The sequence below is a fragment of the Streptacidiphilus sp. MAP12-16 genome, assembly GCF_041262165.1.
Classification (GTDB): domain Bacteria; phylum Actinomycetota; class Actinomycetes; order Streptomycetales; family Streptomycetaceae; genus Streptacidiphilus.
This window is the reverse complement of the sequence record NZ_JBGCBY010000031.1, coordinates 37,921-64,336: the sequence shown is the minus strand read 5'-3', so window position 1 is coordinate 64,336 and position 26,416 is coordinate 37,921. Positions and strand designations below refer to the sequence as shown.

25 protein-coding genes are annotated in these 26,416 nt (G+C 71.3%); 16 read left to right on the top strand and 9 right to left on the bottom strand.

Annotated elements, in window-relative coordinates; all coding sequences use genetic code 11:
* Positions 1–107 precede the first annotated feature (107 nt).
* The 7 genes from ABIA33_RS31370 (at position 108) to ABIA33_RS31340 (ending at position 6,350) form a co-directional block, all read left to right on the top strand.
* On the top strand, positions 108–923 hold the full coding sequence (locus tag ABIA33_RS31370) for a glycosyltransferase family 2 protein (protein ID WP_370086073.1): 816 nt from the start codon (positions 108–110) through the stop codon (positions 921–923).
* Positions 920–2,248: a glycosyltransferase family 2 protein gene (locus ABIA33_RS31365; RefSeq protein ID WP_370086072.1), complete on the top strand. Its 1,329-nt coding sequence runs from the start codon at positions 920–922 to the stop codon at positions 2,246–2,248. Before ABIA33_RS31370 ends, ABIA33_RS31365 begins: the two co-directional genes overlap by 4 nt.
* On the top strand, positions 2,241–3,191 hold the full coding sequence (locus tag ABIA33_RS31360; RefSeq protein WP_370086071.1) for a hypothetical protein: 951 nt from the start codon (positions 2,241–2,243) through the stop codon (positions 3,189–3,191). The genes ABIA33_RS31365 and ABIA33_RS31360 overlap by 8 nt, the downstream gene beginning before the upstream one ends.
* Positions 3,192–3,198: 7 nt before the next feature.
* On the top strand, positions 3,199–4,569 hold the full coding sequence (locus ABIA33_RS31355; protein ID WP_370086070.1) for a lipopolysaccharide biosynthesis protein: 1,371 nt from the start codon (positions 3,199–3,201) through the stop codon (positions 4,567–4,569).
* Between the two features lie 37 nt (positions 4,570–4,606).
* The gene (locus ABIA33_RS31350) at positions 4,607–5,431 is read left to right on the top strand and encodes a polysaccharide deacetylase family protein (RefSeq protein WP_370086069.1); all 825 of its coding nucleotides are present in this window, start codon (positions 4,607–4,609) and stop codon (positions 5,429–5,431) included.
* Positions 5,432–5,519: 88 nt separating this feature from the next.
* Complete coding sequence (locus ABIA33_RS31345) at positions 5,520–5,876, top strand: ArsR/SmtB family transcription factor (RefSeq protein ID WP_370086068.1); 357 nt, start codon at positions 5,520–5,522, stop codon at positions 5,874–5,876.
* A 3-nt stretch (positions 5,877–5,879) separates the two neighbouring features.
* A complete protein-coding gene (locus ABIA33_RS31340; RefSeq protein ID WP_370086067.1) occupies positions 5,880–6,350 on the top strand; it encodes an SRPBCC family protein in 471 nt (156 codons plus the stop codon).
* Between the two features lie 22 nt (positions 6,351–6,372).
* Here the strand turns inward: ABIA33_RS31340 and ABIA33_RS31335 are convergent, their stop codons facing one another.
* A complete protein-coding gene (locus tag ABIA33_RS31335) occupies positions 6,373–7,326 on the bottom strand; it encodes a zinc-binding alcohol dehydrogenase family protein (protein ID WP_370086066.1) in 954 nt (317 codons plus the stop codon).
* Between the two features lie 90 nt (positions 7,327–7,416).
* Between ABIA33_RS31335 and ABIA33_RS31330 the strand changes: the two genes are divergently transcribed.
* The gene (locus ABIA33_RS31330) at positions 7,417–7,983 is read left to right on the top strand and encodes a TetR/AcrR family transcriptional regulator (RefSeq protein WP_370086065.1); all 567 of its coding nucleotides are present in this window, start codon (positions 7,417–7,419) and stop codon (positions 7,981–7,983) included.
* Positions 7,984–7,999: 16 nt separating this feature from the next.
* Here the strand turns inward: ABIA33_RS31330 and ABIA33_RS31325 are convergent, their stop codons facing one another.
* Genes ABIA33_RS31325 through ABIA33_RS31315 form a run of 3 tightly spaced genes read right to left on the bottom strand, consistent with a single transcriptional unit; the run spans position 8,000 to position 11,558 of the window.
* Positions 8,000–9,106, bottom strand: a complete 1,107-nt coding sequence (locus ABIA33_RS31325; RefSeq protein ID WP_370086064.1) for a glycosyl hydrolase — start codon at positions 9,104–9,106, stop codon at positions 8,000–8,002.
* On the bottom strand, positions 9,103–9,438 hold the full coding sequence (locus ABIA33_RS31320; RefSeq protein ID WP_370086063.1) for a hypothetical protein: 336 nt from the start codon (positions 9,436–9,438) through the stop codon (positions 9,103–9,105). The genes ABIA33_RS31325 and ABIA33_RS31320 overlap by 4 nt, the downstream gene beginning before the upstream one ends.
* The gene (locus ABIA33_RS31315; protein WP_370086062.1) at positions 9,435–11,558 is read right to left on the bottom strand and encodes a PT domain-containing protein; all 2,124 of its coding nucleotides are present in this window, start codon (positions 11,556–11,558) and stop codon (positions 9,435–9,437) included. Before ABIA33_RS31315 ends, ABIA33_RS31320 begins: the two co-directional genes overlap by 4 nt.
* Positions 11,559–11,742: 184 nt before the next feature.
* Between ABIA33_RS31315 and ABIA33_RS31310 the strand changes: the two genes are divergently transcribed.
* The 3 genes from ABIA33_RS31310 to ABIA33_RS31300 all read left to right on the top strand — a co-directional run bounded on the left by ABIA33_RS31310 (position 11,743) and on the right by ABIA33_RS31300 (position 14,892).
* Entirely contained in the window at positions 11,743–12,771 is a 1,029-nt protein-coding gene (locus ABIA33_RS31310; protein WP_370086061.1) for a glycosyltransferase family 2 protein, read from the top strand.
* Between the two features lie 5 nt (positions 12,772–12,776).
* Entirely contained in the window at positions 12,777–13,607 is an 831-nt protein-coding gene (locus ABIA33_RS31305) for a polysaccharide deacetylase family protein (protein WP_370086060.1), read from the top strand.
* 79 nt (positions 13,608–13,686) lie between these two features.
* Complete coding sequence (locus tag ABIA33_RS31300) at positions 13,687–14,892, top strand: CaiB/BaiF CoA transferase family protein (protein WP_370086059.1); 1,206 nt, start codon at positions 13,687–13,689, stop codon at positions 14,890–14,892.
* Positions 14,893–15,141: 249 nt separating this feature from the next.
* Here ABIA33_RS31300 and ABIA33_RS31295 read toward each other — a convergent pair whose 3' ends face one another.
* Positions 15,142–16,113: a serine protease gene (locus ABIA33_RS31295; RefSeq protein ID WP_370086107.1), complete on the bottom strand. Its 972-nt coding sequence runs from the start codon at positions 16,111–16,113 to the stop codon at positions 15,142–15,144.
* Positions 16,114–16,319: 206 nt separating this feature from the next.
* Between ABIA33_RS31295 and ABIA33_RS31290 the strand changes: the two genes are divergently transcribed.
* Genes ABIA33_RS31290 through ABIA33_RS31280 form a run of 3 tightly spaced genes read left to right on the top strand, consistent with a single transcriptional unit; the run spans position 16,320 to position 18,527 of the window.
* Positions 16,320–16,775, top strand: coding sequence for a MarR family winged helix-turn-helix transcriptional regulator (locus ABIA33_RS31290; RefSeq protein WP_370086058.1), 456 nt, complete (start codon positions 16,320–16,322; stop codon positions 16,773–16,775).
* On the top strand, positions 16,772–17,659 hold the full coding sequence (locus ABIA33_RS31285; RefSeq protein ID WP_370086057.1) for an ABC transporter ATP-binding protein: 888 nt from the start codon (positions 16,772–16,774) through the stop codon (positions 17,657–17,659). Before ABIA33_RS31290 ends, ABIA33_RS31285 begins: the two co-directional genes overlap by 4 nt.
* Positions 17,660–17,663: 4 nt before the next feature.
* Positions 17,664–18,527: an ABC transporter permease gene (locus tag ABIA33_RS31280; RefSeq protein ID WP_370086056.1), complete on the top strand. Its 864-nt coding sequence runs from the start codon at positions 17,664–17,666 to the stop codon at positions 18,525–18,527.
* Between the two features lie 37 nt (positions 18,528–18,564).
* Here the strand turns inward: ABIA33_RS31280 and ABIA33_RS31275 are convergent, their stop codons facing one another.
* A complete protein-coding gene (locus ABIA33_RS31275; protein WP_370086055.1) occupies positions 18,565–19,212 on the bottom strand; it encodes a MarC family protein in 648 nt (215 codons plus the stop codon).
* Positions 19,213–19,467: 255 nt separating this feature from the next.
* Here ABIA33_RS31275 and ppk2 point away from each other — a divergent pair, with 255 nt between their 5' ends.
* On the top strand, positions 19,468–20,196 hold the full coding sequence (gene ppk2, locus ABIA33_RS31270) for a polyphosphate kinase 2 (RefSeq protein WP_370086106.1): 729 nt from the start codon (positions 19,468–19,470) through the stop codon (positions 20,194–20,196).
* Between the two features lie 113 nt (positions 20,197–20,309).
* On the opposite strand, the gene ABIA33_RS31265 is transcribed toward ppk2, so the two are convergent.
* Together ABIA33_RS31265 and ABIA33_RS31260 are read right to left on the bottom strand one after the other, a co-directional pair.
* Complete coding sequence (locus ABIA33_RS31265) at positions 20,310–21,344, bottom strand: ADP-ribosylglycohydrolase family protein (protein ID WP_370086054.1); 1,035 nt, start codon at positions 21,342–21,344, stop codon at positions 20,310–20,312.
* Positions 21,345–21,446: 102 nt separating this feature from the next.
* A complete protein-coding gene (locus ABIA33_RS31260) occupies positions 21,447–22,664 on the bottom strand; it encodes a hypothetical protein (protein WP_370086053.1) in 1,218 nt (405 codons plus the stop codon).
* A gap of 326 nt (positions 22,665–22,990) precedes the next feature.
* Here ABIA33_RS31260 and ABIA33_RS31255 point away from each other — a divergent pair, with 326 nt between their 5' ends.
* Positions 22,991–25,303, top strand: coding sequence for a family 2 encapsulin nanocompartment cargo protein terpene cyclase (locus ABIA33_RS31255; RefSeq protein ID WP_370086052.1), 2,313 nt, complete (start codon positions 22,991–22,993; stop codon positions 25,301–25,303).
* Here ABIA33_RS31255 and ABIA33_RS31250 read toward each other — a convergent pair.
* Positions 25,289–26,365: an aminotransferase class V-fold PLP-dependent enzyme gene (locus tag ABIA33_RS31250; protein WP_370086051.1), complete on the bottom strand. Its 1,077-nt coding sequence runs from the start codon at positions 26,363–26,365 to the stop codon at positions 25,289–25,291. The two genes, ABIA33_RS31255 and ABIA33_RS31250, sit on opposite strands and share 15 nt — an antisense overlap.
* Positions 26,366–26,416 lie beyond the last annotated feature (51 nt).

Below are 26,416 nucleotides of genomic sequence, written 5' to 3'. Positions count from 1 at the left end.
AGGGTGACGGGGATGGTCCGGTAGGGCGGGGGCCCGCAGCCGGTCGTGCACATCCATGAAAGTCGAGTGCCGCGGCACTTCGCCGTGGGGGGAGCACAGGTGTTCTTATGAGCGTCTCCAGGATCGATTCCAGGACCGAATCCAGTTCAGCCTCCAACTCGGTCTCCAGTGCGGCTTCTTCGCCAACTCCCGCTCCAACTTCGAGTTCCAGCCGCACGGTCAGCCTGATCGTCCCGGCTCGGAACGAGGCCGCCAACATCAGTTGGGTCCTGAGCCGGATTCCCGACTGCGTCGACGAGGTGATCCTGGTCGACGGCGAGTCCACCGACGCCACGCTGGAGCTGGCACGGGCCAGCCTGCCGTCGCTGCGCGTGGTGCCGCAGCAGGGGGCGGGAAAGGGCAACGCGCTGCGCACCGGATTCCTCGCCGCCAAGGGCGAGTACATCGTGATGATCGACGCGGACGGCTCCATGTCGCCCCGTGAGATCCCGCGCTACGTCCACTTCCTGGAGAGCGGCTACGACTTCGTCAAGGGGTCGCGGTTCATGGGCGGCGGCGGCTCACTGGACATCACCGCGCTGCGCCGGATGGGCAACCGTGCCCTGCTGGCTCTGGTCAACGTGATGTACCAGAGCACGCTGACCGATCTCTGCTACGGCTTCGTGGCGTTCAACCGCAACGTCCTCGACCGCCTCGACCTGCAGTCCTCCGGATTCGAGATCGAGACCGAGATGACGGTGCGGGCGCTTCTCGCCGGGCTGCGGGTCGCCGAGGTGCCCACGCTGGAACTCCCGCGCCGTACCGGGCAGTCCAATCTGCGCACCTTCTACGACGGGCAGCGTGTGCTCAGGACCCTGCTGCGCGAGCACCACGGTCGCGGGGTCTCCGACCCGCGCTTCCAGCCGGTGGAGGCACTGCGGTGAGCGAGGAACTGCTGCTCGACCCGACCCGGGCGCCCTTCGAGGTCGTCGATCTCGACCTGCCCGGTGACGGCTCGCCGCCCGTGCTGCGGCGGATCGGCGGAAACGGTCCGCTGCGGTCGGGGCCGGTGCTCGCCCTGGTCCGCAGCGGCGGCCGTCCGGCCGGTCTGGTCCAGGCGGTGCACGGCGACGTCGGTGACGCCAGTGACGCCAGTGACAGCGGTGACGACCCGCATCCGAGCAGCGCGGGCAGGCTGACCGCGCTCCTCGCCGCCGCCGCGCACCGGGAGTTGGACCTCGGCCTGCCGGGACCCCGCGCGACCTCGGCCTTACCCGGCACATTCCCGCTGGTCACCGTCGTCGTGGCCACCCGCGAACGGCCGCAGTTGCTCGCCCGCTGCCTGGAGTCCCTCGAGGGGCTGCGCTACCCGCGCTTCGACGTCGTGGTGGTGGACAACGCCCCGGTGACCGAGGCGACCAGAGACCTGGTCAGAGAGTGCTTCGGGGACCGGGTGCGCTACATCCGCGAGCCGCTGCGCGGACTGGCCGCGGCCCACAACCGGGGCCTGGCCGAGACCCTGGGCGAGATCGTCGCCTTCACCGACGACGACGTCGTCGTCGACCCCGGCTGGCTGGACGCCCTCGTCTCCGGCTTCGTCGACGCCAGGGTCGGCTGCGTCACCGGACTGATCCTGCCGGCCCGGCTGCACACCCGCACCCAGGTGCTGTTGGAGACCCACGGCGGTTTCAGCAAGGGGTTCCACGGTCGTCGCTACCGCCTCGACCGGCCGCCGGCCGACCAGCCGCTGTTCCCGTTCACCGCAGGTCGCCTCGGCTCCGGCGCCAACATGGCCTTCCGCACGGACGTGCTGCGCGGGCTCGGCGGATTCGACCCCGCCATCGGCACCGGCACTCCGGCGAGGGGCGGCGACGACCTGCTCTCCTTCTTCCGCGTCGTCGTGCACGGACACGACCTGGTGTACCAGCCGGAGGCGTTGGTCTGGCACCACCATCGCGACCGCCCCGAGGACCTGGACGGGCAGGCGTTCGGCTACGGGGCCGGGCTCGGTGCGTATCTCGCCGCGGCCCTGCTGCACGAGCCACGGATGCTGCCGGCGCTGCTGCGCCGGCTGCCGCGCGGTGTGCGCCACGCCCTGGCGAGCACCGGCGCCGAGACCCGCCCGTCCTGGTCCGCCCGTCTCTCCCGGCTCCAGCGCCGCGGCCTGCTCTACGGGCCGTACGGCTACCTCCGCAGCCGCCGCCTGGTCCGGGCGGAAGCCCGCATCAACGGCCCCACACCCACTCGGGAGGTCCGCTCCCATGCCTGAACAGGCGCGCAACCACGGATCCAGCCACCTACTCAGCCAGGTACTCAGCCACGTACCCGGCCGCGCGAACGACCGAGCTCCGGAGGACCACGCGACGATTCACGTGGCCGACCAGCTCCACGTCGTACTGCGCCGACTCGTCGCCGCCGCCGACGGCGGGCAGCCGCTGCAGGCGTTCCTGTACGCGGCCGGCGCCTCGCAGATCGTCGCCGACCGGCTCCAGGGAACCGCGGCCGGACCCCGGCTCCTGGTCACCGCCGCGACCGCGGTACGAGGCCGGATGGGCCTCGCCGGCTGGCACGTGCTGCTCCGCGACCTCGCCGTCGTCCTCGCCGAGGCCGTCATCGACAGCACCGAGCAGGAGGCCGCGGCCATCCTGCTCAGCGTGCGCAGCGCCGTCGAGGGCCTGCGACTGGGGCTCCGGGGCCAGGCCGCCCGGCTGTACTCCAACGCGCTGCTGCGCTCCCCGGCGGTCTTCGGGGACCTCGACCTGCGGCCCGACGACGTCGTCGCCCTCGCCCAGCGCTTCTCGCTGCAACGCCCGGACCGGGACCGGCCGTTGCTCGTCCTGGGCCTGCGAACCTCCGGTGCCTACCTCGCTCCGCTGTTCTCAGCCGCGCTCGGACGGCTGGAATACCGCCATGTCGTCACCCGCACCACCCGGCCGGGAGGACCGCTGCTGCCGGAGGAGAGCGGCCTGCCCGAGGCCGTCCGGCGGGTCGGCGGCCTGGTGCTGCTCGTCGCCGCGCCGCCGCGCACCGGCGCCGAGCTGGCCTCTGTCGCCTCGCGGCTCAGGGACGCGGGCTTCGCCGCCGAACGGATCGTCCCCGTGTACGCCGCTCTCGACGAGGACGAACACCCGCCGCCGCGGCTGCGCGGCCACGCGGCGGTGATCCTGCCCGCCTCGCAGTGGGCGCGGCAACGGGCGATCTCCGGAGGGTGAACGCGTCGTGAGCATCCGTCAACTGCGCCAGCGGTGGGTCCTCGGCGACCCGCTGCTGCGCAACGGCGCGCTGCTCACCCTCGCCTCGGTGGCCACCTCGGGACTCGGCGCGGCCTACTGGTCCCTCGCCGGCCTGCGCTACGACGTGGCCACCGTGGGGCGCAACTACTCCGCGGTCTCCATGATGATGTTCCTCGCTGGGGTGTCGCAGCTCAACCTCGCCGACGTGCTGGTGCGGTTCACCCCCTCCGCGGGAAAAAACACCCGACGCATCATCAGCCTCGCCTATCTGACCGGCATCTGCACGTCCCTGGTCACCTCGATCGGCTTCGTCCTGCTGGTCCCCTGGCTCTCGCCGGGACTGGACTTCCTGCACACCCCGCTGCTCGGCGCCGTGTTCGTCCTGGCGACAGTGAGCTACGCCGTCTTCGTGCTCCAGGACGGGGCGCTGACCGGGCTGCGCCGTCCGGGCTGGGTGCTGGCCGAGAACTCCCTGTTCTCGCTCGCCAAGCTGGCCGCCGTACTGCTGCTCAGCCTGGCCGCGGCCCCCTACGGGATCCTCATCTCCTGGACCCTCGCGCTGGGCCTCTCCCTGCTCTTCACCAACACCTTCCTCTACGGCTTCGCGGTGCCAAGGCGGGAACGGGAGATCGGCCGCCTCGCAGCGGACCTGACCGGGAACCAGCTCCCCGGCGGTGGTCCCGAGCCCACCGCCGGGGTCGTCCGCTACACCGCGCTCACCTACCTGGGCGGGCTGCTCTGGCTGGCCATGTCGACCCTGCCGCAGGTGCTGATCCTCAACACGATGGGACCCAGGGACAGCGCCTTCTTCTCGATCAGCTGGGTCATCACCACCATGCTCTACGTGGTCAGCAGCAACATGGGTTCTTCGCTGGTGGTCGAGTCGGCGGGCGATCCCCGGCGACTCGGGCAGGCCGTGCGAACGGTGCTGCGCAACACCGGGGCTCTGCTGCTGGCGGCCGTCGCCGCACTGCTGCTCCTCGCGCCGGTGGTGCTGCGCCTGTTCGGTGAGGACTACCCCGAACACGCCACCACCCTGCTCCGGCTGCTCGCGCTGTCGGCGTTGCCCAATCTGGTCACCGCCACCGCGCTGGCCACCTACCGGGTGCGCCGCCGGCTGTGGTCGTTCGTGCTGCTGTACGGGTGCCTGAGCGTCGCGGTGTTCGGGCTCAGCGCGCTGCTGGTCCCGAGGATCGGCCTGGCCGGGATGGGCGCGGCCTGGCTCGGAGCGCAACTGCTGGTCGCGTCCGGGCTGTTGCTGTTCCGGTCGACCTGGCTGCCGGGCCGGACGGCGGACGACGCAGGACCGGGAGACGAGCGTGAACTCGCGACCAGCGGGGACGGCGCGCAGCGATGACCAGGCATGGCGCACAGGACAAAAGGAGAATGAAGCGGTGAACAGGGACGACGACGCACGCGTACCGGCGGCCGCTCGGATTCCGGTACTGCTCTACCACGCGGTGACGGACGATCCGCCGTCGTGGATCGCGCCCTTCACGGTGCGGCCGAAGGAGTTCACCGCGCAGCTGGACGCGATCCTGGACAGCGGGCGCACCGCGATCACCGCGACCCAGCTGGCCGACGCGCTGGAGGATCGTGGACCACTGCCCGAGCGCCCGATCGTGATCACGGTCGACGACGGCTTCGCCGACCTCTGCGCCTTCACTGCCCCGGCCCTCGCCGAGCGCGGCCTCGCCGCCACCGCCTACCTCACCACCGGTGCCATCGGCGGCGGGGGCGGCTGCCTGCTGCCCGCGGCGGACATGATGACGCTCGACCAGGTCGGCGAACTGGCCGCCCACGGACTCGAGATCGGCGCCCACACGGTCACCCACCCGCAGCTGGACACCCTCTCCAGGGCCTTGGTCCGCGAGGAGCTGTCGACGCCCAAGGCGCTGCTGGAGGACCTGCTCGGCCAGTCGGTGCCGGCCTTCGCCTACCCCCATGGCTACAACAGCCCGCGCGTGCGCAAGCTCGTACGGGAGGCCGGCTACACCTCGGCGATGGCGGTGCGCAACGCCCTCAGCTCCACCGGCGACGAGCCCTACCGAATCGCCCGCATCATGCTCCGCCACACCGACACCACGGCCGAACTGGCCTCCTGGCTCGACGGCCTGGGCGCACCCGTCGCCCCCTACCCGGACGCCCCCCGGACCATCGCCTGGCGCTACTACCGACGCGCCCGCCACCTCCTCCACGGCCCCACGTTCGCGGGCTGAGGCCCGGGTGGCCGGCGAGCGCGAGCTGAGACCTGATACTTAAGCAACTGCTTGTCTATTGCCGGGCCAGGGCCATATACTTAGGCACATGCTTAACCATGAAGTCCGCCTCGATCGGGTCTTCCAAGCCCTGGCCGACCCCACCCGTCGGGCCATGGTCGAACGACTGATCCGCGGGCCGGCCTCGGTCAGTGAGCTCGCCAAGCCGCTGCCGATGTCCTTGCCCGCGGTGGTCCAGCACCTCCAAGTCCTGGAGGCCAGTGGGCTGGTGCGGTCCGAGAAGGTCGGACGCGTCCGTACCTGCCACATCCAGCCGGGCGTGCTGCGCGCGGCCGAGGCCTGGATCGGTGGCCAGCGGACGACCTGGGAGAGGCGTCTGGACCGGCTCGGCGACCTCCTCGCCGAAGATTCCCAAGATTCCGAAGATTCCGAAGAGAAGGAGTAGGAAGTGACCGATCGATCCGTCACCCACGCCACGTTCGTCATCGAGCGCCTCTACGACGCCCCGCCGGCGCGCGTCTTCGCCGCCTGGGGTGATCCGGTGGCCAAGAACCGCTGGTTCGCCGGCGTCGAGGACCCGGGCGCCGCGACTATGGAGGTCGACTTCCGAGTCGGGGGCTCGGAGCGCAACACCTTCACCCTCAAGGAGGGCGGCCCTCGCTACACCTATGAGGCCTTCTTCCAGGACATCGTGCCCGACGAGCGAATCGTGCTCACCAATCACATGCACGCGGACCAGAACCGCATCTCCGTCAACCTGGTCAGCATCCAGTTCGACGCCGCGGGGAGCGGCACGCGCTTGACGATCACCGACCACGGTGCCTACCTGGACGGCTTCGACCGGGCCGACTGGCGTGAGGAGGGAACGCGCGACGAACTGGACCGACTCGCCGTCGAGTTGGGGGGCAAGAGTTCCTGAGCGGACCCGGGCGTCCGTGGGGTCAGGGTCGGAGTGTGATCTTGGCGCCGGGTGAGGCCGCCTGGGCGGCCCAGGCGGTCCCGACTTCGGCGAGCGGGTAGGAGTCGATCGCGAGCTCCAGCCTGCCCTGGGCGGCGAACTCGGCCACCTCCCGGTAGGCGGCCGTCGCTCGGGCCGGTGGGAGCGAGGCGCCGCTGAACCCGGTCACCTTCAGGTGGCCGTGGCGCAGCAGCGCCGCACCGATGCCGGCCTCGGCGCCCGCGGTCTGGCCGAGGTTGACGTACCGTCCGTCGGGCAGCAGCGAGGGGAGCGCGCAGGACGCGTACGGTCCCCAGAGCAGGTCCGCGACGACGTCGACGGGGCCTCCGGCCTTGGCCAGCCGTGCGGCGAACTCGGCCGGGTCGCTGTCGAGCAGCAGGGTGTCGGCGTGTTCCGCGAGGGTTTCGAGCCGCTGCGGGTTGCGGCCTGCGGCGATGACGCGCCCGGCGCCCAACGCGCGGGCGAGGTGGACCAGGGCCTGGCCGAGACCGCCGGTCGCGCCGAGGACGAGCACCGAGTCGCCGGGGCGCAGCCCGGCCTCCTCGCGGAGTGCGACGAGGGCGCTGATTCCGACGATGCCGATCGCCGCCGCCAGGTCGTCGCCCAGGGCGTCCGGAAGCGGCACGCAGGTCGCGTCGGGAGCCGACACGTATTCGGCGAGGGTGCCGTCGACGAAGCCTCCGGGCACCGAGACCCGCACTCGCGTGCCGACGGCCAGGGAGTCGCTCTCGACGACCGTCCCGACCCCCTCGACTCCCGGTATGTGCGGCACGGGCGGTGTGCCGGCCGGGTGCCCGCCCGAGGAGATGTGCAGGTCGACCGGATTGATCGACGCTGCCGTGATCCGGACGAGCGTGGTGCCCGCGGTCCGCTGCGGGTCCGCTCGCTCGGTGACCCTCGGAGCCTGCCCCAGTTCTTCCACTACCGCTGCGCGCATCGCAACCTCCCATTTCAGTGACCGACTGGTCGGTCACTCTAGCAGCGACGGCGGTCCGGTCACCAGTGCCGGCGGCCCTACTCTTGGACCATGACTGCTCGCGCGGCTGCGGCCCTGGAAACCCGCAAGACGCTCTTGGACGCCGGCCTGGAGATCGCCGAGCACCACGGGCTCACGGGCATGAGCGTGAACCGCGTCGTGGCCGCGGCAGGCGTGGCGAAGGGGACGTTCTATGTGCACTTTCCCGACCGCGGCGCCTTCCTGAGCGCCCTGCACCAGCGGTTCCACGACCTGGTGACCGAGGCCGTCAACGCGGCGATGGGCAGCGCCCCGCCGGGCCGAGCCCGCCTTCGGCGCGGCATGGACGCGTATCTCGACGTCTGTCTGCAGTACAACGGGGTCAAGGCGTTGCTCCTGGAGGCGCGCAACGACCCCGCTGTCTCCGGCGAAGTGGCGGCACGTACTGCGGTTTTCGCGGCGCAGGCCGAGCCGGACCTACGGGCGATGGGCTGGCCGGAGGCGCAACCCGCCGCGCGGCTGGTGGTCGCCATGTCGGCCGAACTCTCGCTGGTGGAACTGACCTTCGGCAAGCGGGACCCGACCGGCCGACGCGTCCTCTGGCAACTGCTCGAACGGCTGGACCGCACGAACGGCTAGCCGGGTGCGACGACGTTCACCGTTGGAGCGGGAGCGGCTGGTGGAAGTAGGGGTCGGTGCCGGCCTGGGCGTAACCCGCCATGGCGGGGCCGGGGTTGACGGAGAGGTCGCAATCGGGGCCCGGTACCGAGGAGTCCCACTGGAGCACCGCCCGCACCCCGGGCAGCTGTTGCTTCACCACCTGCGGGACCTGCTGGTACCACTGCTGCTGCGTCTGCGGGTGCGCCTGGTCGACGGCGGTGCCGAACTCGGCGAGCATCAGCGGCTTGGTCGCGGAGATGTGCTGCCGCAGCCAGGTGTAGCTGGGCACCTGCGTCTGCGCGAAGGACTCCCAGTCGGGGTCGTGCTTGCACGCGTAGTAGTTGTACTGGTCATAGGCGATCCAGTCGACGTACGCGTTCCCCGGGTAGGACGCGCTCATCAGGGCGGCGTTCGGAAGGTACCCGGTGACGGTCCAGACCCAGACCACATTGGTCACGCCCAACTGCCGGAAGCGGTCGTGCAGGTGCCGGAAGGCGGCGACGTAGTCGGCCGGGGTCCCGTTCGCAGGGGTGCGCAGGTCCATCTCCTGGTCGATGGAGAGCAGGATCGGCTTGCCGTAGGCCTTGATCCGCTCGGCCCCCGGATCGATGATCGTCGCGTCGTAGTCCCCGGCGGCGACCTTCTTCCAGCCCAGGGGGAGACTGGCGCTTCCGTTGTTCGCCGCGCCCCAGACGTCCGACTCCCAGGAGAGCATCAGCAGATGGTTGCGGCCGAGTGACCGCTCGTCAGGAGTGAGCAGCTGGCCGTCGGTTCCCGGCCCCATGTCGTGGTAGGCGTAGACGATGTCGAGCCGGCGCCCCGCCCGCCGCTCGAACGCGGCCACGGACGCTGCCAGCCCCTGCGGGCCCGGCGGGACATAGGCACCCCACCAGGCACCGCACGGCGGGGCCAGCAGGCGGGTCGCCGCGCAGGGATCGGCGGCTGCGCCGGTGGTCCGGCCGGTACCCGAGCCACGGGCGGGGCCCTGAGCGTGCAGCAGTTGCAGCAGTAACAGCACGACGACGACGAACAGCGCCAGGAACAGCGTGCGCGGGACCGGCCTGCGTGGGCCGGCCCGCTCTCGCTCCCTGGCATGGCTCATGAGCGCGCCGGGGGCAGCGCCGTCACGGTGGTGAGCACGGCGAGGACGAGCAGGGTGCGGAACGCGGTGAACCAGCCGATCAGCATCAGCGCTGTGGCCGCGAACACCAGTGCCGACAGGCTGAGCATCACCACCAGCAGGAAGGTCTGCGTGCCGCCGTCCCGGGCGGGAAGCAACGGCCCGAGCACGGCCGCGCCCGGGCACAGCAGGGCGAAGCCGAGCAGGACGGCGATCCGCAGCGGGGCGGCGTCGGCGAGGTTCGCGGCAGTGAGCATGGCCAGCCAGCCGGACGCGGCCAGCGCGATACGGGCGGGAAGGGGGCGTGCGCTCATCCATTCACCCCGGTGGTTGTCGGAACGTACTGGTAGACCACGCCGTCGGGGCTCTGCAGGATCAGCCTGAACGAGGGCGAGGCGGCGACGGACTGCTCGATCCGCTGGAGCGCGCCTGGTGGGAGCAGCCCCTGCATCTGGACGTCGGCGAGCTGCGCCCGGGTGACGACGAAGTAGGCGTGCGCCGCCGGCTCGGCCCAGGCCATGTTCCGGGCGAGGTACCGCGCCGGATCGGCCAGCAGCGACTGGCGACCCGTACCGGTCTCGTCGGACAGCCACCAGTACTGGTTGCGTTCGTAACCGAGGTAGGCGTCCGGGAAGTTGACGTCGGCGCCGACGATGAAGGAGCCGGGGGGCGCCTTGGCGACGAGCTGGTCCACGAGCTGGATCTCGCCGCGCGGGAAGTAGTCGGTACGGTCCTTTCCGGTGTAGCTGGGGACGAACACCGCTGCGAGCAGGGCCAGCACCGTGAATCCCAGGGCACCGGACCTCAGCGCGGACCATCGGCTCCCGGTCTGCACCGACTCCGTGGACGCCGCGGACTCTTCGGACGCCGCGGACTCTGTGGACTCCGTGGACTGCCGCGGGCGGGGGAACAGGGCGGCGGCGGCGAAGAAGGAGAGGCCCGGGAGCGCGAACATGAACACCCGGAAGACCATCTCGCCGCCATAGGAGTTGGCGACGGCCAGCGGCAGTGGTGCGGCCGCGACCAGCAGCACCGGCAGGGCGGAGCGCCGCAGCGGGGGATGCCGAAGCAGGCCGATCAGCGCCAGCAGCACGACCGCGCCGGAGAGTCCGCGATCCAGCCAGGCGACGGTGACCGGACCGGCTCCGGTGGGAGTGGCGCCGTCCCCCGGCTGCGAGTTGGCGAGGAGATCGCCGAAGGTGCGCGCCATGATCGGGAGTTGCAGTTTGAAGAAGGAGAGTGCCGAGGTCGCGTCCCATGCGGCGGGGATCATCAGCGCCAGCAGGATCAGCCACGGGTTGCGGTAACGGCGGCTGACCGCGAGCACCAGTACTCCGACCCCCAGTGCCACCGGGGTGAGCTGGTGCGAGATCGCGATCGCGCCGATCGGCGCGGCCAGCACTAGCAGCCACAGGCGGCGTTCGTTCGCGGGCAGTTGCGGTCGGGGCGGCGCGCCCAGTGGGTACGCCGCATCCGCCTCGCCGTGCCTGCCGGGAGGAACGCTGCGGGCGAGGTTGCGGAAGACCAGCGCCAGCACGCCCAGATAGAGGAAGAAGGCGAAGGCCTGCGGGGAGAGGTAGTCCTGGCCGACCCAGTTCCCGAGGAAGAAGATCCAGAGGGCGGACCAGACCAGGCGCCGGTCCCGGCTGAACACCTGGAACACCAGGAGCAGCGGCGGAACGAGGAGGAGGCTGGAGACGAACGGCGCCCACGCCGCGTAGGAGAGGGCGCTGTGCAGCCCGACCAGGCGGATCAGCGTCGCGTTCCCGGCGAAGAACCCGGCCCACTGGTCGTACGGCGCCATCGCTCCCAGGCGGTTGCCGATGTCCAGGTGCCCACCGTTGGCGAGCAGCCGGTCGATGATCGCGATGTGCTTCCACGCCCAGGCGTACAGCGGCGTCGGGTAGACCAGTGCCTGGGTGGCGCGCTGCACCAGCAGCAGGGCGACGGTGTACGCCGCGGGCCACAGCGGGCGGCGCGCCGGGCGGTGCAGGGTGAGCGCGAAACCCGCGACGACCAGGCCCAGGCCGGCCCAGAACATCCAGGGGACGGCCGCCGCCAGGCCGAAGCCGCCGAGGTCGTCGACACGGGTCCTGGTGGTCGGCAGGGACCAGGCCCACAGGCCCAGGCCGAGCAGGAGCGGCGCTGCGAGGCCCAGCTGGAGCAGGAGTTGACGGCGAGTCACAGTTCCTGCTCGGTCTCGGAGTTCGCGGAGCCTGAGCAGTGGGGTTCGCGTCGGGACGGTTCCGGCCGGCTCGGTGATCGGTTCGGCGGTTGCTTCGGCACTCGGTTCGGCAGTCGGTTCTGTGGTCGGCTCGGCGGTCGGTTCGGCGCCCAACGGGGACGGAGGCGCGGCTTCGGGCTGCATCTCGCCGACGGCGTCCGCTGCCGCCCCGTCCGCCTGAGCCGCCGTACCGGCGCCGATTTCCTGCATCCTCGGTCCATCCCCCCAGAGGCCCGTGTTTCTGCACTGGCATCCCAGCATACGGAGCGGAGCCCCCGAGAACGAGGCGCTTGCACAGGTCCAACGACCTTGCCAGGTTCCTCCAAGCGTTTGTACCGTCGAAGAGGAAGCGCGTGGGGGAGTCGTGCGCGCGCCGCAACCGGGGGGCCAGTTGATGCTTGAGCACAGTTTGTTCGACCGAAGTCTGTCCGACCGCAGTCGTATCGCGGTGTCCGTCGTCATCTGCGTCTACACCGAGGAGCGCTGGGACAGCCTGCTCGCCGCCGTGGACTCGGCACTCAGGCAGGACCTGCCGCCGGTCGACGTGCTGGTCGTGGTGGACCACAACCAGGTGCTGCTGGACCGCCTGGTCGATCGCTTCGCGAGCACGCCCGACGTGACGGTGCTCGCCAACGCGGGCACCAGGGGTCTGTCCGGCGGGCGCAACACCGGAGTCGCCGCGGCCCGAGGCGAGATCGTGGCATTCCTCGACGACGACGCCGTCGCCCAGCCGGACTGGCTGAGCTGGAACGCCGACGGGTACGCCGACCCGGCGGTGATGGGCGTGGGCGGCCTCACCCTCCCGGTGTGGGCGTCGGGCCGCCGCCCGCGCTGGTACCCCGAGGAGTTCGACTGGGTGCACGGAGCTACCTACCGGGGGATGCCCACGGGCCGGGCCCGGGTCCGCAACGTGCTCGGCGGCAACGCCTCGTTCCGCCGCCGGGCGTTCGACGTCGCGGGCGGGTTCGACGCCGGCATCGGACGCGGCGCGGACGCGGGACGGCCCGGGGAGAGCAAGCCGCTGGGCGGGGAGGAGACCGAGCTCTGCATCCGGATCCAGCAGGCGGACCCCGAGGCCGTGTTCCTCTTCGACGACCGCTCGGTGATCCACCATCAGGTTCCCCGCCAGCGTGAGCGTTTCGGCTACTTCCGGACCCGCTGCTGGGCCGAGGGCCTGTCCAAGGCGCAGGTCGCGGGGAGCGTCGGGGCGGGCGACGGCCTGTCCAGCGAGCGCCGCTACGTCACCCGGACCCTCCCCTCCGGCATCGCCCGAGGACTGGTGCGGGCGGTTCGCGGCGACCTCGCGGGCCTCGGCAGCGCCGGGGCCATCACGGTCGGCGGACTGGTCACGGCTGCCGGCTACGCGGTCGGCAGTCTGCGGCGGATACGCCCCGACGGCGGAGGGACGGGCGGCGCGCAGTGAGCCCCGTGCCGATCACCGAGTCGGTCCCCGTGCTGATGTACCACTCCGTCGGCGATCAACCCACCAGGGGGACACGGGCGCTGGCCGTGCGCGCAGCCGCGTTCGAGACGCAGCTCCAGGTGCTGGCAGAGCTCGGGTGCGTCACCGTCACTCTGTCCGCGCTGGTCGAGCACTGGCGTCGCCAGGCCGCTGGGCTGCCCGCGGAGTCATTCCCGGGGCAGCCGTTCCCCGCGCGTCCGGTCGTGTTGACCTTCGACGACGGCTACGAGGACTTCCACAGCGTCGTCCTGCCGCTGCTGCGGAGCCACAGTGCGACCGCCACGCTCTACGTCACCACCGGCTGGCTCGCCGATGCGGGCCCGGACCGGGCCGGGCGGCCGCTGGGGCCCATGCTCGCTTGGGGACAGCTGGCCGAGATCGCGTCGGAGGGCGTCGAGGTCGGCGGCCACAGCCACAGCCACCCCCAGCTGGACCGGCTGCGCCCGGCCGAGCTGCGCGGCGAACTCGCCCGCAACCGCGAGCTGTTGCAGGACCGCCTGCAGCAGCCGGTCACCACCTTCGGCTACCCCTACGGCTATTCCGACCGCCGGGTCCGCGTCGCCGTGCGCGAGGCGGGCTACGTCGGGGCCTGCGCCGTCAGCAACGCCCTGGCCGCACCCGAGCGGCAGGGCCCGTACGCGCTGGCCCGGCTGACGGTTCGGGAGGGCACCACGGAAGGCGACTTCCGGCAGCTGGTACAGGGGAGGGGCGTGGGACGGCTCTTCCTGAGGGACCGTGCCCTGACGAAGGGATACGCCCTCTACCGCCGCAGCAGGAAGGCCGCGCTGCGTACGTGACAGTTGCGGGCGCGGTGCGTACCTTGGCGGGGTTCGGGCACCCGGACCCTGGTGCCCCGCGCTGACCTTGGAGTTCTCGTTGGCTGACACGAACCCGTCCAAACGCCGCGACGACGTTCCGCGCGATCCCTCCCACGGGTCGGGGAGAAAGGGACCGCTCGCCGGAGTCCGGGTCGTCGAGCTGGGCGGGATCGGCCCGGTGCCGTTCTGCGGGATGCTGCTCGGCGACCTCGGGGCCGAGGTGATCCGGGTGGACCGCCCGGAGGAGGCCGGACGGACGAGTCCGTTCCCGGTGCTGCACCGAAACCGGCGCTCCCTGACCGTCGACCTCAAGCAACCGCCGGGCGCGGACACCGTCCTGAAACTGGTCGCGACTTGCGACGTCGTCATCGAGGGCTTCCGCCCGGGCGCGGTCGAACGGCTGGGTCTCGGCCCCGAGGCGTGTCTGGCCCGCAATCCCCGCCTGGTCTACGGGCGGATGACCGGCTGGGGGCAGGACGGCCCCAAGGCCCAGGAGCCCGGCCACGACATCAACTACATTGCCCTCGCCGGGGCGCTGCACGCGATCGGCCCCGCCGACGGCGACCCGGTACCGCCGCTGAACCTGGTCGGCGACTTCGGCGGTGGCGGCATGCTGCTCGCGCTCGGCGTGGTCAGCGGCGTCCTGCACGCGCGGACCACCGGCCGTGGACAGGTCGTGGACACCGCGATGACCGACGGCACGGCGCTGCTGCTCGCCATGACCTACGGCTTCCTGGCGCAGGGAGGCTGGCGGGACGAACGCGGCGTCAACGTGCTCGACGGCGGCGCCCCCTACTACGGCGTCTACCGCTGCGCGGACGGGGGCCATGTGGCGCTCGGGGCGATCGAGGGGCCCTTCTACGCGGCGCTGCTGCGGGTGCTCGGGCTCACCGACGACCCCGACTTCGCCCGGCAGCAGGACCGCGCGGCCTGGCCGGTCATGCGGGCCCGGCTGGAGCGGATCTTCGCCGAGCGCAGCCGTGACGCCTGGGCGGAGGTCTTCGAGGGGCAGGGCGCGTGCGTGACCCCCGTGCTGTCACTGGTCGAGGCCGCCGAGCATCCGCACAACGCGGCGCGTGGCACCTACCGGCCGGGTGCGCGCGGCGGGTACGAACCCGCACCGGCCCCCCGCTTCGTCGGATCGCCGACGGCCGAACCGGCCCCGGCTGTCGCCATCGGCACGCACACCGAGCAGATCCTCGCCGAGCTGGGTGTCGACGCCGTGGAGGTCGCCGCCCTCAGGGAGAAGGGGATCGTCGGCTGACAGCACCACAAGGGCCTCTCCGGCCGATCTTCGCGGCTGCGGGCATCAGCGGCTCCGCCGCGGGGCGCCCGCCGTATGGTGCGGTGCCTCGCAAGGCGGCGGAGCGCCCTTCGTAGCGGGGCCACCAGGGCGTTTCTCCCCCAGCCTTCGGCCGGGAGGTGCCCCCTTCGCGGCGAGGTGCCGCCACGCGGCGGAGCCGCACAGTGTCACTGCGGCGGTGGGCGCACGCGAAGATCGGCCGGGCAGGCCCTAGCTCGCCGCCGCGGACTCCGCCTGCTGGTAGAGGCTTTGGACGGCGCTGCCGAACAGCGGCGTGTAGGACACGTCGGGGGTGTCGCCGCCCGTCTCGTAGCCGCCGATGACTCCGACCAGGGTCCCGGAGCCGCTGGCCGGGTCGTAGCCGGAGACCCAGCCGCTGCCGCTGGTGCCGTTCGTGTACCCGGTGCAGTAGATCTTCAGCTGGCTGGAGCTGAAGGTTGAGCTGGTGTTCGAGCAGGTGATCGGTTCGTCGGTACTTCCGGGGTAGCCGGTGATCTGGACCTGCCCTCCGGTGACCCCACTGGTGTTCAGACCGTAGGAGCCGACGACGGACTGGACGCTGTGCCCGTTCAGCGGCTTGACCACGGCGAAGGCCACGTCGTCGTCCGGGTCCTGGCTACTGGTCCAGGCGGAGTCCTCGACCACGTCGGAGATCTGCCAGACGCCGTAGGGCGCGGAGCCGTCGCGGTAGGCCGGGACGAAGACGTCGCCGGTCGAGCCGGAGCTCATGCAGTGCGCGGCGGTCACGATGAGGTCCCCGGCGGGACTGTCGACCACGCTGGCGGTGCAGTGGTGGCCGCTCGACAGGCTGCTGCCGGAGAACAGCGCGCCGACCTGGCTGGGCTGTTGGGCCCGGGTGAGGGTGAGTGACTGTCCTGCGGTGGTGACCGGCGGTGCGGAGACCGGTGACTGCTGCGGGCCTGGTCGCGGGTGCGGCTGCCTTGGCTGTCGTTGCCGTGGATGTCGGGGCCTTGGCTGTCGCGGCCTTCGAAGGCGTGGCCTTGGGGGTGGTGGCGGTCGCCGCCGGGGTGGCAGCCACGCGCTTCGCGGTGTCCAGGGCGTGCAGCAGGCTTCCGCCGGTCGCTCCGCTCGCCCCGCCCGCGACCGCGAACGTCCCTGCGCCGAGCAGCAGCCCCAGGGTGATTCCGGTCGCAGTCCTGCTCCGGCTCCGACGGGCGGCACGCCCCCGGGTGGCAGAGGTGGCACGGGCTTCGGGGTCCGGATCGGTCATGCGGTGGCTCCTTGGTTCAGCGACGGAATCGGCACCCGTGGGTGATCTGTTCCGCTCATCACCTGACCGATGGTGGCCGGGGGCACTGAAATGCCTGTGGGAACTCTCTGAGAGCTTCATGATTCCGTTAGCTCTTACTAAGAGCTAAAATGGTTGTGTGACCGGACCGGATGAAGCTGAGGACCTCGCGGAGCTGCTGGTCGGCATCCAGCGGCTGATCCGGCGCAGGCTGCGCCAGGACCTCACCGGGCCCCGCCTGCGCGGAGCGCAGGTGGAGCTGCTTCGGCTGGTACTGGCCCGTCCCGGAATCGGGGTGGCGGCCGCTGCCAAGGAACTCCACCTCGCCGGGAACTCGGTGTCCACGCTGGTGAACCAACTGGTGACGGCAGGTCTGTTGGAACGCGGGGCCGATCCGCAGGACCGCAGGGCGGTCCGGCTGACGGTCACCCGGGAGGCGGAGGAACGACTGGAGGGCTGGGACATCCGACGCGGCGACCTGGTCCGGCGGCAGGTCGCCGGACTCGCGCGGGAGGACCAGGCAGCCCTGGCCGCCGCGCTTCCCTCGCTGCGCAGACTCGCCGAAGGGCTGCACCAGGAGCTGGAGGGGACATGACCGTACAGCTGTCGGACGAAGCACCCACGGAGCGCGACCCGGAACCCGGAGCCGAGGCAGCTGTGCGCTGCACCGGTCTCGACTACTCCTTCGGCAGCACCAAGGCCGTGGACGGGCTGGACCTGACCGTGCGCACCGGTGAGACCTTCGGTCTGCTCGGCCCGAACGGTGCGGGGAAGACCACCGCCATCCGAGCGGTCACCACGCTGCTTCCGGTGCCGGCCGGGATGGTCCGGGTCTTCGGCCACGACGCCGCAAGGGAGAAGATGGCGGTCCGCCGCCTCCTCGGTTACGTACCGCAGCAGCTGTCCGCCGACGGCGGGCTGACGGGGCGTGAGAACGTCACCCTGTTCGCCAGGGTCTTCGACGTCTCCCGCCGCGAACGCTCCGCGCGCGTCGCCGAGGCGTTGGAGGCCGTCGCGCTCACCGAAGCCGCAGACCGGCTCGCCGGGACCTACTCGGGCGGCATGATCCGGCGCCTGGAACTTGCGCAGGCCCTGGTCAGCGCGCCCCGGCTGCTGATCCTGGACGAGCCCACGATCGGCCTCGACCCGATCGCCCGCGCCAGCGTCTGGGACCGGATCGGCGAGATCAGAGACGCCACCGGGATGACCGTGCTGGTCACCACCCACTACATGGACGAGGCCGAGCAGTACTGCGACCGGGTCGCCCTGATGCACCGGGGACGGATACGCGCGCTCGGCACGCCCGAGCGGCTCAAGGCAGACCTGGTCGGCGAGTTGGCGGCGCCGACGCTCGAGGACGTGTTCCGGCACCACGCCGGCAGTGGCCTCCAGGGCGGCCGGTCCGCCGACGACAATGCCGAGGGAGAGGACTTCCGCGATGTCCGCCGTACCCGCCGCACCGCGTCCCGGGTCGGCTGACCCGATGTCGGCACCCGTCCTGGAACCGGGCCCGGCGTCGGCTCAGCCGCCGACCGCGGCGTCGGTCCTCTCGCTGCTGCTGGTCCCGCCCCGCCCGAGGACCGGGTGGCGGATCGTGCCGGCCAGAGTCGGCGCGATGTGCATGGTGGAACTGCAGAAGCTCCGCCACGACCGCTCCGAGCTCTACACCCGCGCGGTGCAGCCCGCCCTGTGGCTGCTGATCTTCGGCGAGACGTTCAACCGGATCCACGCCATCCCCACTGGCGGGATGCCCTACCTCGACTTCCTCGCCCCGGGCATCATCGCCCAGTCCGCGATGTTCATCGCCATCTTCTACGGCATCATGATCATCTGGGAGCGGGACTCCGGTGTCCTCACCAAGCTCCTGGTCACTCCCACCCCGAGGGCGGCGCTGGTCACCGGGAAGGCCTTCGCGGCGGGGGTGAAGGCGGTGATCCAGGCACTGGTCGTGGTCGTCTTCGCGGCGATCCTGGGCGTCGGACTCACCTGGAACCCGCTGAAGCTGCTGGCCGTGGTGGTGGTCGTGGTGCTCGGCGGGGCCTTCTTCTCCTGCCTCTCGATGACCATCGCCGGCATCGTCCTCACCCGGGACCGGCTGATGGGCATCGGGCAGGCCATCACGATGCCGCTGTTCTTCAGCTCCAGCGCGCTCTACCCGGTCTCCGTCATGCCGGGCTGGCTCCAGGCGGTCAGCAAGGCCAACCCGCTCAGCTACCAGGTCGACGCCCTGCGCGGGCTGCTGCTGGGCAGCCCGGCGCATCTGCTGACGGACTTCACCGTGCTGGTGGTGGCCGCGCTGCTGGGCATCGCGGCGGCGTCCTCGCTGCTCGGCAGGCTGGCCAAGTAGTCGTCAGGACGCCCACGGCGCTGCACCAGGTGGGGGATCACTCCCGGTTCAGCGCGGCGGGCGGCAGCAGGCCCAGCGCGCCGAGCCCCTGCAGGAACAACTCCACGCCGACTGCCGCCAGCAGCAGCCCGAGCAGTCGCGAGAGCACCTCCAGCGTCGTCGTGTGCGCCTGCTTCATCAGCCGGGAAAGGAGCAGGACGCACACACAGTCGATCACGATGACCGCCGCATAGGCTCCGGCGACCGTGGTCCACCAGGTCCAGCTGTCCTTGCCGAGCGACTCCACCAGGACAGCGGTCATCGCGAGCGGACTGACCACGAAGGGAAGCATCAGTTCGCGGATGCCCTCGGCCACCGGGTTGGACGCCTCCGACCCCTCGTCCTCGGGCCGGCCGCCGCCCAGGTGGATGCCGAGCACCAGGGCCACCGCGTAGATGAAGAAGATGGCCCCGCCGGCCAGTTCCAGAGCCTGGAAGCTGACGTGGAAGAACTTCGTCAGCACCCTGGCCGTGTACGCGACCACGACGCCGACCCCGGCGGCGACCGCAGAGCCCAGCAGTCCGATCCGGTTCAGCTCGGGTACGCTCCGGGTCCGGCTCAGATGCGCGAAAGCCAGCAGCACCTTGGGCGGTCCGATCACCGCGAAAAAGGTGATGAACGCACCGGACAGATTCAGGGCAGACATTCCCCGATCATCCCCGGGGCGCGCGGCGGGCATGCCTCGGCGCGCCGGGACGCCGAGTTCACGAGTCGCCAGGCCGCAGGGACGTACGGTGGCACGCAGCCGCACGGGCAGGTGGGCGGATCGTCGAGAAGGGGGCTACCGGACGTGGCGAAGAAGTCGGCGGAAGGCGCCGCTGCGGGGAACGCTGCGGTGAGCAGACTCCCGAAGAAGCCCTACGAGCGCGAGCTGTACCGGCTCCAGGCGGAGCTGGTGACCATGCAGGAGTGGGTGCGAAGCACCGGTGCCCGGGTGGTCGTGGTCTTCGAGGGCCGCGACGCCGCCGGCAAGGGCGGGGTGATCAAGCGGGTCACCGAGTACCTCAGCCCCCGGGTCGCCCATATCGTGGCGTTGCCGGTGCCCACCGAGCGCCAGCGCGGCCAGTGGTACTTCCAGCGCTACATCGAGCAGTTGCCGGCCGCGGGTGAGATCAGTCTGTTCGACCGCAGCTGGTACAACCGTGCCGGGGTGGAGCGGGTGATGGGTTTCTGCACCCAGGACGAGTACCACCGGTTCCTGCACCAGTGCCCCATCTTCGAGCGGATGCTCGTCGAGGACGGCGTCTACCTGTACAAGTACTGGTTCTCCGTCAGCGACACCGAGCAGCAGCGGCGCTTCCGGGCGCGCGCGAACGACCCCATGCGCCGCTGGAAGCTCTCGCCGATGGACCTGGAGTCCATCACCCGCTGGGAGGACTACTCCCGGGCCAAGGACGAGATGTTCGTCCACACCGACATCCCCGAGGCCCGCTGGCGGATCGTCGAGAGCGACGACAAGCGCCGCGCCCGCATCAACATGATCGCCGACCTGCTCGCCGCCGTCCCCTACCAGGAGATCCCCACGCAGAAGGTGGAAATCCCCAAGCGTCCGTCGTCCCGGGGCTATCAGCGTCCGCCCCGGGACCTGCAGCAGTACGTCCCGGACTTCGCGGCGAAACTCCTGAGGTAGAACGAAACTCTCCCGACGTGGACCAGGTGGCGGGACGGCGGCTGGACGCGGACGACAAGTCCGGCCCCGCGCCGCCCGCGCAGTGCCTCGGCGCGGAGGCCCGGTCGGGTGCGCTACTCGTTCGCCCCGCCCGGGACCAACCCGTCCCAGGCTTCGCCGAGGGCAAGGAGACGTTCGCGGTACTCGATGACCTCGGTCCAAGCGTCCGGCCAGGCGTCGGCGCCGAGATGAGCGCCGACGAAGGCGCCGGCCAGGGCGGCGATGGAGTCCGAGTCACCGGAGGAGTACGCGCCACGGCGCACCACCGACTGCGGATCGTCCGGCATCAGCAGGAAGCAGTAGAGACCGGCCGCGAACGCCTCCTCCGCGATCCAGCCCTCGCCGGTGGCCAGGCACGGGTCGGCGTCCGGGTCGGGTGCGGTCAGCGCCGCCCCGACCCGGTCCAGGACGCCGAGGCAGTCGTCCCAGCCCCGGGCGGCGAACGCGGCCCGGTCCTGGTCGTGTGCCTGCTCGGCCAGGTCGCCGAGCCAGTCGGTCCGGTAGAGCTCGCGGTTCTGCTCGGCGTAGGCGCGCAGCAGCGGCAGCAGCTCGCCCGGCGCAGTGCCCTGCGCCAGCAGCAGGACGGTGTACGCCGTCAGGTCGCTGGCGGCCAGCGCGGTCGGATGGCCGTGGGTCAGCGCGGACTGCAGTTGCGCCGCGCCCGAGCGCTGCTCGGCGGTGAGGCCCGGTATCAGGCCGATCGGTGCGACGCGCATGTTGGCACCGCAGCCCTTGGAGTCGATCTGGCTGGCCTGCTGCCACCGGCCGCCGTGGCTCAGCAGCTCGCAGGCGCGCAGGCAGGTCATCCCGGGCGCACGGTTGTTGTCCGGGGAACGCCACCAGGAGACGAACTCCTCGCGGACCGGCGGCTCCATCCGCGCCGCGGTCAGCGGGCCGCCGGCCAGTGCCGCCACCAGTCCCTCGCCGAGGGCCAGCGTCATCTGGGTGTCGTCGGTGACATACGCGGTGCCGGAGGAGACCGGCAGCGGCAGTTCCCGCCACGGGCCGAACTCGGCCGCGATCCGTTCCATCGTCCTGAACTCCGTCGGGAAGCCCATGGCGTCCCCGATCGCCATGCCCACAAGCGCCCCCGTCGCCGCCCGCTTCATGTCGACCCCCCCGTTCTTGATCGGACCTGCCTGATCGGACCTGCCCGATCACCGCCCGGCCCACTCACTCGGCAACCGTAATCCATGCCACTGACAGCTGGATCAGATCGCGTAGGCCCAGATCGTCAGCATGTACGCGCCGTACCAGCAGCCGAAGGCAGTGGCCGCGACCAGGGCGATTGCCGCGCTGCCGGTGCGGGCGCGGGCCAGGGCGCGGGCAGCCGGGATCAGGAACAGCAGCGCGGGCAGCAGCAGCCGCAGCTTGGAGTGGTAGTAGTTGCTCTGGCAGAGCGTCAGAACGACGATGCTGGTCCCGTACACCAGCAGCGGCGGCCAGGTCCCGCGCCGCCAGGTGACGAGAGTGGCGCAGACCAGCGTGATCAGCAGCACGGCAGTGCTCACCGGTACCCACCCGTCGCCACTGGCGAGGGTCTGCACCAGGAAGTCCCAGATGGCGCGGCCGTTGTCCCACTGGGTGCCCCAGCCCGCGCTCTGGATGGTGAACCACGCGTCGGCCCTGCCGACGCGCTGACCCACCCACCACAGGTAGAGCGGCATCCCGGCGCAGCCGAGGGCGAGGCCCGCCACCGGACGCCAGTTGACTCGCCGCTCGCGCAGCAGGTGCGCCAGCACGGCGACACCCAGGGCGGCGACGACGGCCACGGCGGCGGGCCGGGTCAGCCCGGCCAGCAGGGCGAGCAGGCCCGCGGTCAGCCAGGCTCGGCGGTGGGCGGCGAGCAGCACCCCGGCGGCCAGGGCCAGGAACAGCGACTCGCTGTAGGCCATCAGGAAGACCAGGGACATCGGCTGCGCTCCGGCCAGCAGGACGATGGTGATCGTCGCTGTGCGCCGCCCGTACAGCCGGGTGACCAGGGCGTGCACCACGACCAGACCGGCGACCAGGGCGAGCTGCGCGGTGACGATGCCGGCCGTGCCGTAGTCCAGTCCGGTGACCGCGTGGACCGCTCGGACCAGCATCGGGTAGAGCGGGAAGAAGGCGAGGTTGTTGCCGACGAGCTGACCGTCGGCGCCGTACGAGAGGCCGTGCGGGTAGCCGTGGGCTGCGATGTCGAGGTAGAAGCCGCCGTCCCAGGCCAGCAGCCGGTCGTGGACGCTCGGGCCGCCAGGTCGGATCATCGCGGACAGCACCAGTACGTGTGCGACCGCGGAGAGCGCGTAGACGGCCACTGCCGGCCAGAGCAGGCCGAGGAACCGTCGCGCACGGCCCCGCCCCGCCTCGGTTCCGGACGGCGACGAGGCCGGGGGGGAGCCGTCGTCCGAGGGCGAGGTCGGTATCAGGTCGGGGCTGCGGCTGCTCATCGCGCGGTGGGCCGTTCGTGCGGGGGCGTCGTGGGGGAGATGGTATCCATGGACGCGCCGCCCGGCCCGTCCCGGCCCGGGACAGGCCTCCTCGGGCGCGCCGCGGTCCCGATTGTCGCCGGTCCAATCATGGCGTGCACCGAATTCACCTGATCGGGGGAGCGGCGTTGCTCCTCGTTGTTCGGCGCTGATCGCCGACCTAGTGTGAATACGGACCACCATGCGGATGGTTCGGCCGATCGCCCTTTCAACACCTGGAGATGACGCACCGTCAGTATCGGGGCGATTCCGGTTCGCGGGAAAGAACGAGGAAAGGCCAGGCACGGATGGCGCAGCCCTTCACGCTCCCAGACTTCTACATGCCGTATCCGGCACGGGTGAACCCCCATCTCGAATCGGCGCGCGAGCACTCCAAGGCATGGGCCCGTGGAATGGGGATGATCGAGGGCTCGGGAATCTGGGACGAAGCCACTTTCGACGCCCACGACTACGCCCTGCTCTGCGCCTACACCCATCCCGACGCCTCCGGAACGGAACTCGCGCTCATCACCGACTGGTACGTGTGGGTGTTCTTCTTCGACGACCACTTCCTCGACATCTTCAAGCGCAGCCGGGACATGGTCGGCGCGAAGGCGTACCTCGACCGGCTGCCCGCTTTCATGGCGACCTACGCCGACGGGGAGGCCCCGGTGGCGACCAATGCGGTGGAGGAAGGTCTCGCCGACCTGTGGGCGCGCACGGCCCCGACGATGTCGACCGACTGGCGGGAACGATTCACCGAGAGCACCCGCCACCTCCTGGAGGAGTCGCTGTGGGAGCTTTCCAACATCAGCGAGGGCCGGCTCGCCGACCCGGTCGAGTACATCGAGATGCGGCGCAAGGTCGGCGGCGCGCCCTGGTCCGCCGGCCTGGTCGAGCACGCCGTGGGCGCAGAGGTTCCCGCCGTGATCGCGGCGTCCCGGCCGATGCGGGTGCTCAAGGACACCTTCTCCGACGGGGTGCACCTGCGCAACGACCTGTTCTCGTACCAGCGGGAGGTCGAGGACGAGGGCGAACTGGCCAACGCCGTGCTGGTGCTGGAGCAGTTTCTCGGCTGCGACACCCAGCAGGCGGCGGACCTCGTCAACGAGCTCCTCACCTCCCGGCTGCAGCAGTTCGAACACACCGCCCTGTTCGAGCTTCCGCCACTGCTGCAGGAGAGCGGCCTGGACCCGCAGTCCTGCCTGGACGTCGCGGCCTACGTCAAGGGGCTGCAGGACTGGCAGTCGGGCGGGCACGAGTGGCACATGCGCTCGAGTCGGTACATGAACGGCAGTGCGGATGACTCGGCGGGTGCAACCGGTGCGGCCGGTGCGGCCGGTGTGAACGGCCTCAGCGCCCTGAGCGGCCCGTTCGGCCTCGGCACCTCCGCGGCCCGACTCGTCCCCTCGCTGGCCGCCTCCCTGCCCGGACGCCTGAAGCGGCACGCCCACGTCCCCCACCAGCCCGTGGGCCACCTGCCGCTGCCCGACTTCCACATGCCGTACACCCTGCGGCTGAGCCCCCACCTCGACGCGTCACGCCGTCACAACACCGAGTGGGCGCGGCAGATGGGATTCTTCGCCCCCCTGCCAGGCGTCCCCGGCCCCGGCCTGTGGGACGAGCAAGGGCTGCGCGGGTTCGACTTCGCGCTGTGCTCGGCCGGGATCCACCCGGACGCGTCCGCAGACGAACTCGACCTGACGACCGACTGGCTCACCTGGGGCACCTACGCCGACGACTACTACCCGGTCGTCTTCGGGCGGACCCTCGACCTCGGCGGCGCGAAGGCCAGCAACGCGCGGTTCTCGCAGTTCATGCCGCTGGACCTGGCCGCCCCCGTCCCCGCACCGGTGAACGCGCTGGAACGCGCCCTGGCCGACCTGTGGGTGCGCACGGCGGGCCCGATGACGCCGAGCGCACGCGGTTCCTTCCGCGCCACGGTCGAGAGCATGACCGAGAGTTGGCTGTGGGAGCTGGACAACCAGCGGCAGAACCGGATCCCCGACCCGGTCGACTACGTCGAGATGCGCCGCAGGACCTTCGGATCGGACCTGACCATGAACCTGTCCCGGCTGAGCCATGGGCAGACCGTCCCGCCGGAGGTCTACCGCAGCCGACCGATCCAGGCGATGGAGCACGCGGCGGCGGACTACGCCTGCCTGCTCAACGACGTCTTCTCCTACCAGAAGGAGATCCAGTTCGAGGGCGAGATCCACAACGGGGTCCTCGTCGTCCAGAACTTCCTCGACTGCGACCTGCCCACGGCGCTGCGCGTGGTCAACGACCTGATGACGTCCAGGATGCGGCAGTTCGAGCATATCGTCACGCTGGAACTCCCGGCCCTCTACCAGGATTTCGGGCTGGGCCCGGAGGCCCGGCGGGTCCTGGACGGCTACGCCGGCGAACTGAAGGACTGGTTGGTCGGAATCCTCAACTGGCACCGCTTCTGCTTCCGGTACGACGAGCCGACACTGCTGCGCCGGGCAGGGGCGCTGCAGGCACCGTCGCCCACACCCTGGCCGGAGGCGACCGGCCTCGGCACCTCCGCGGTGCGAATCCCCGCTCTGCTCGGCCGGACCGCGCAACTGCCGGTACGCGTCACGTCATCCGACCGGTAGGCAGGACAGCACGTCCAGGGCGCGGTCGACGTCCGCCGACGAGTTGTAGAGGTGGAAGGCCGCGCGCAGGTTGCCCGCCCGCGCCGACAGGACGACGTCGGCGCGGGCGAGCGCCGCCGCGGCGCCTCCCAGGCCGGGCACCGAGACGATCGCCGAGCGCCCGGGGGTGGCCTGGTGGCCGAGCGTCGCCAGACCGGTTCGGAACCGGTCGGCGAGGGCGAGGTCGTGCCGGCCGATACGGGCGGGGGTGAGCTCCTCGACGAGCTCCAGGGAGGTCTGCGTCCCGACGAAGGCCGACCAGGCCGGGGAGATGTCAAAACGGCGGGCGTCGGTCGCGAACGTGACGCTGTCGTAGCAGCTGGCCCACGGGTCCTCCCCGGCGTACCAGCCCGGCGCGATCGGGCGAAGCGTCTCGGCGGCCTCGGGCGAGACGGCCAGGAACGCGGTGCCGCGCGGCGCGAGCAGCCACTTGTAGGCGCCGCAGACGAGGAAGTCGGCCTGGTCGGCCCGCAGCTCCAGCCACCCCGCCGCCTGGGTCGCGTCGACCAGCAGTCGCGCGCCGTGCTGCTGGGTCGCGGCGCGCAGCGCGGACACGTCGGCGACCCGGCCGTCGGCGGACTGCACGGCGCTCACTGCCACCAGCGCTGTGCGCTCACCGACTGCCTCGCCGAGCCGGTCCAGCGGGACGGTGCGCACCGACAGGTCGTCGCGGCTGCGGAACGGCTGGGTCAGCGAGGTGAAGTCGCCTGCCGCGAGCAGCACCTCGGCGCCGCCGGGCAGGGAAGCGGCGATCAGCCCGACCAGCCCCGACACCGCGCCACCGATCGCGACGTTCTCGGTCCTGGCGCCGACCAACCGGGCGAAGGACGCGCGGGAGGCGCCGACCGGCACGTCGTAGCCGACCGGGTCGCTGCGCCCGGCCGCCCACGCGGCCAGGTCCGCCTCCATGGCGGAACGGGTGCGCGCGGGCGGCAGCCCCATGGACGCGGTGTTGAGGTAGCTGGTGTCCGGGGCGAACTCGGCCGGGGCCAGCGAGGGAATCAGATCCGTGGAGAACGTCATGACAGCAGCATGGCTCCAACTGTCTCATAAGTCTACAGCGGTTTTTGCGTC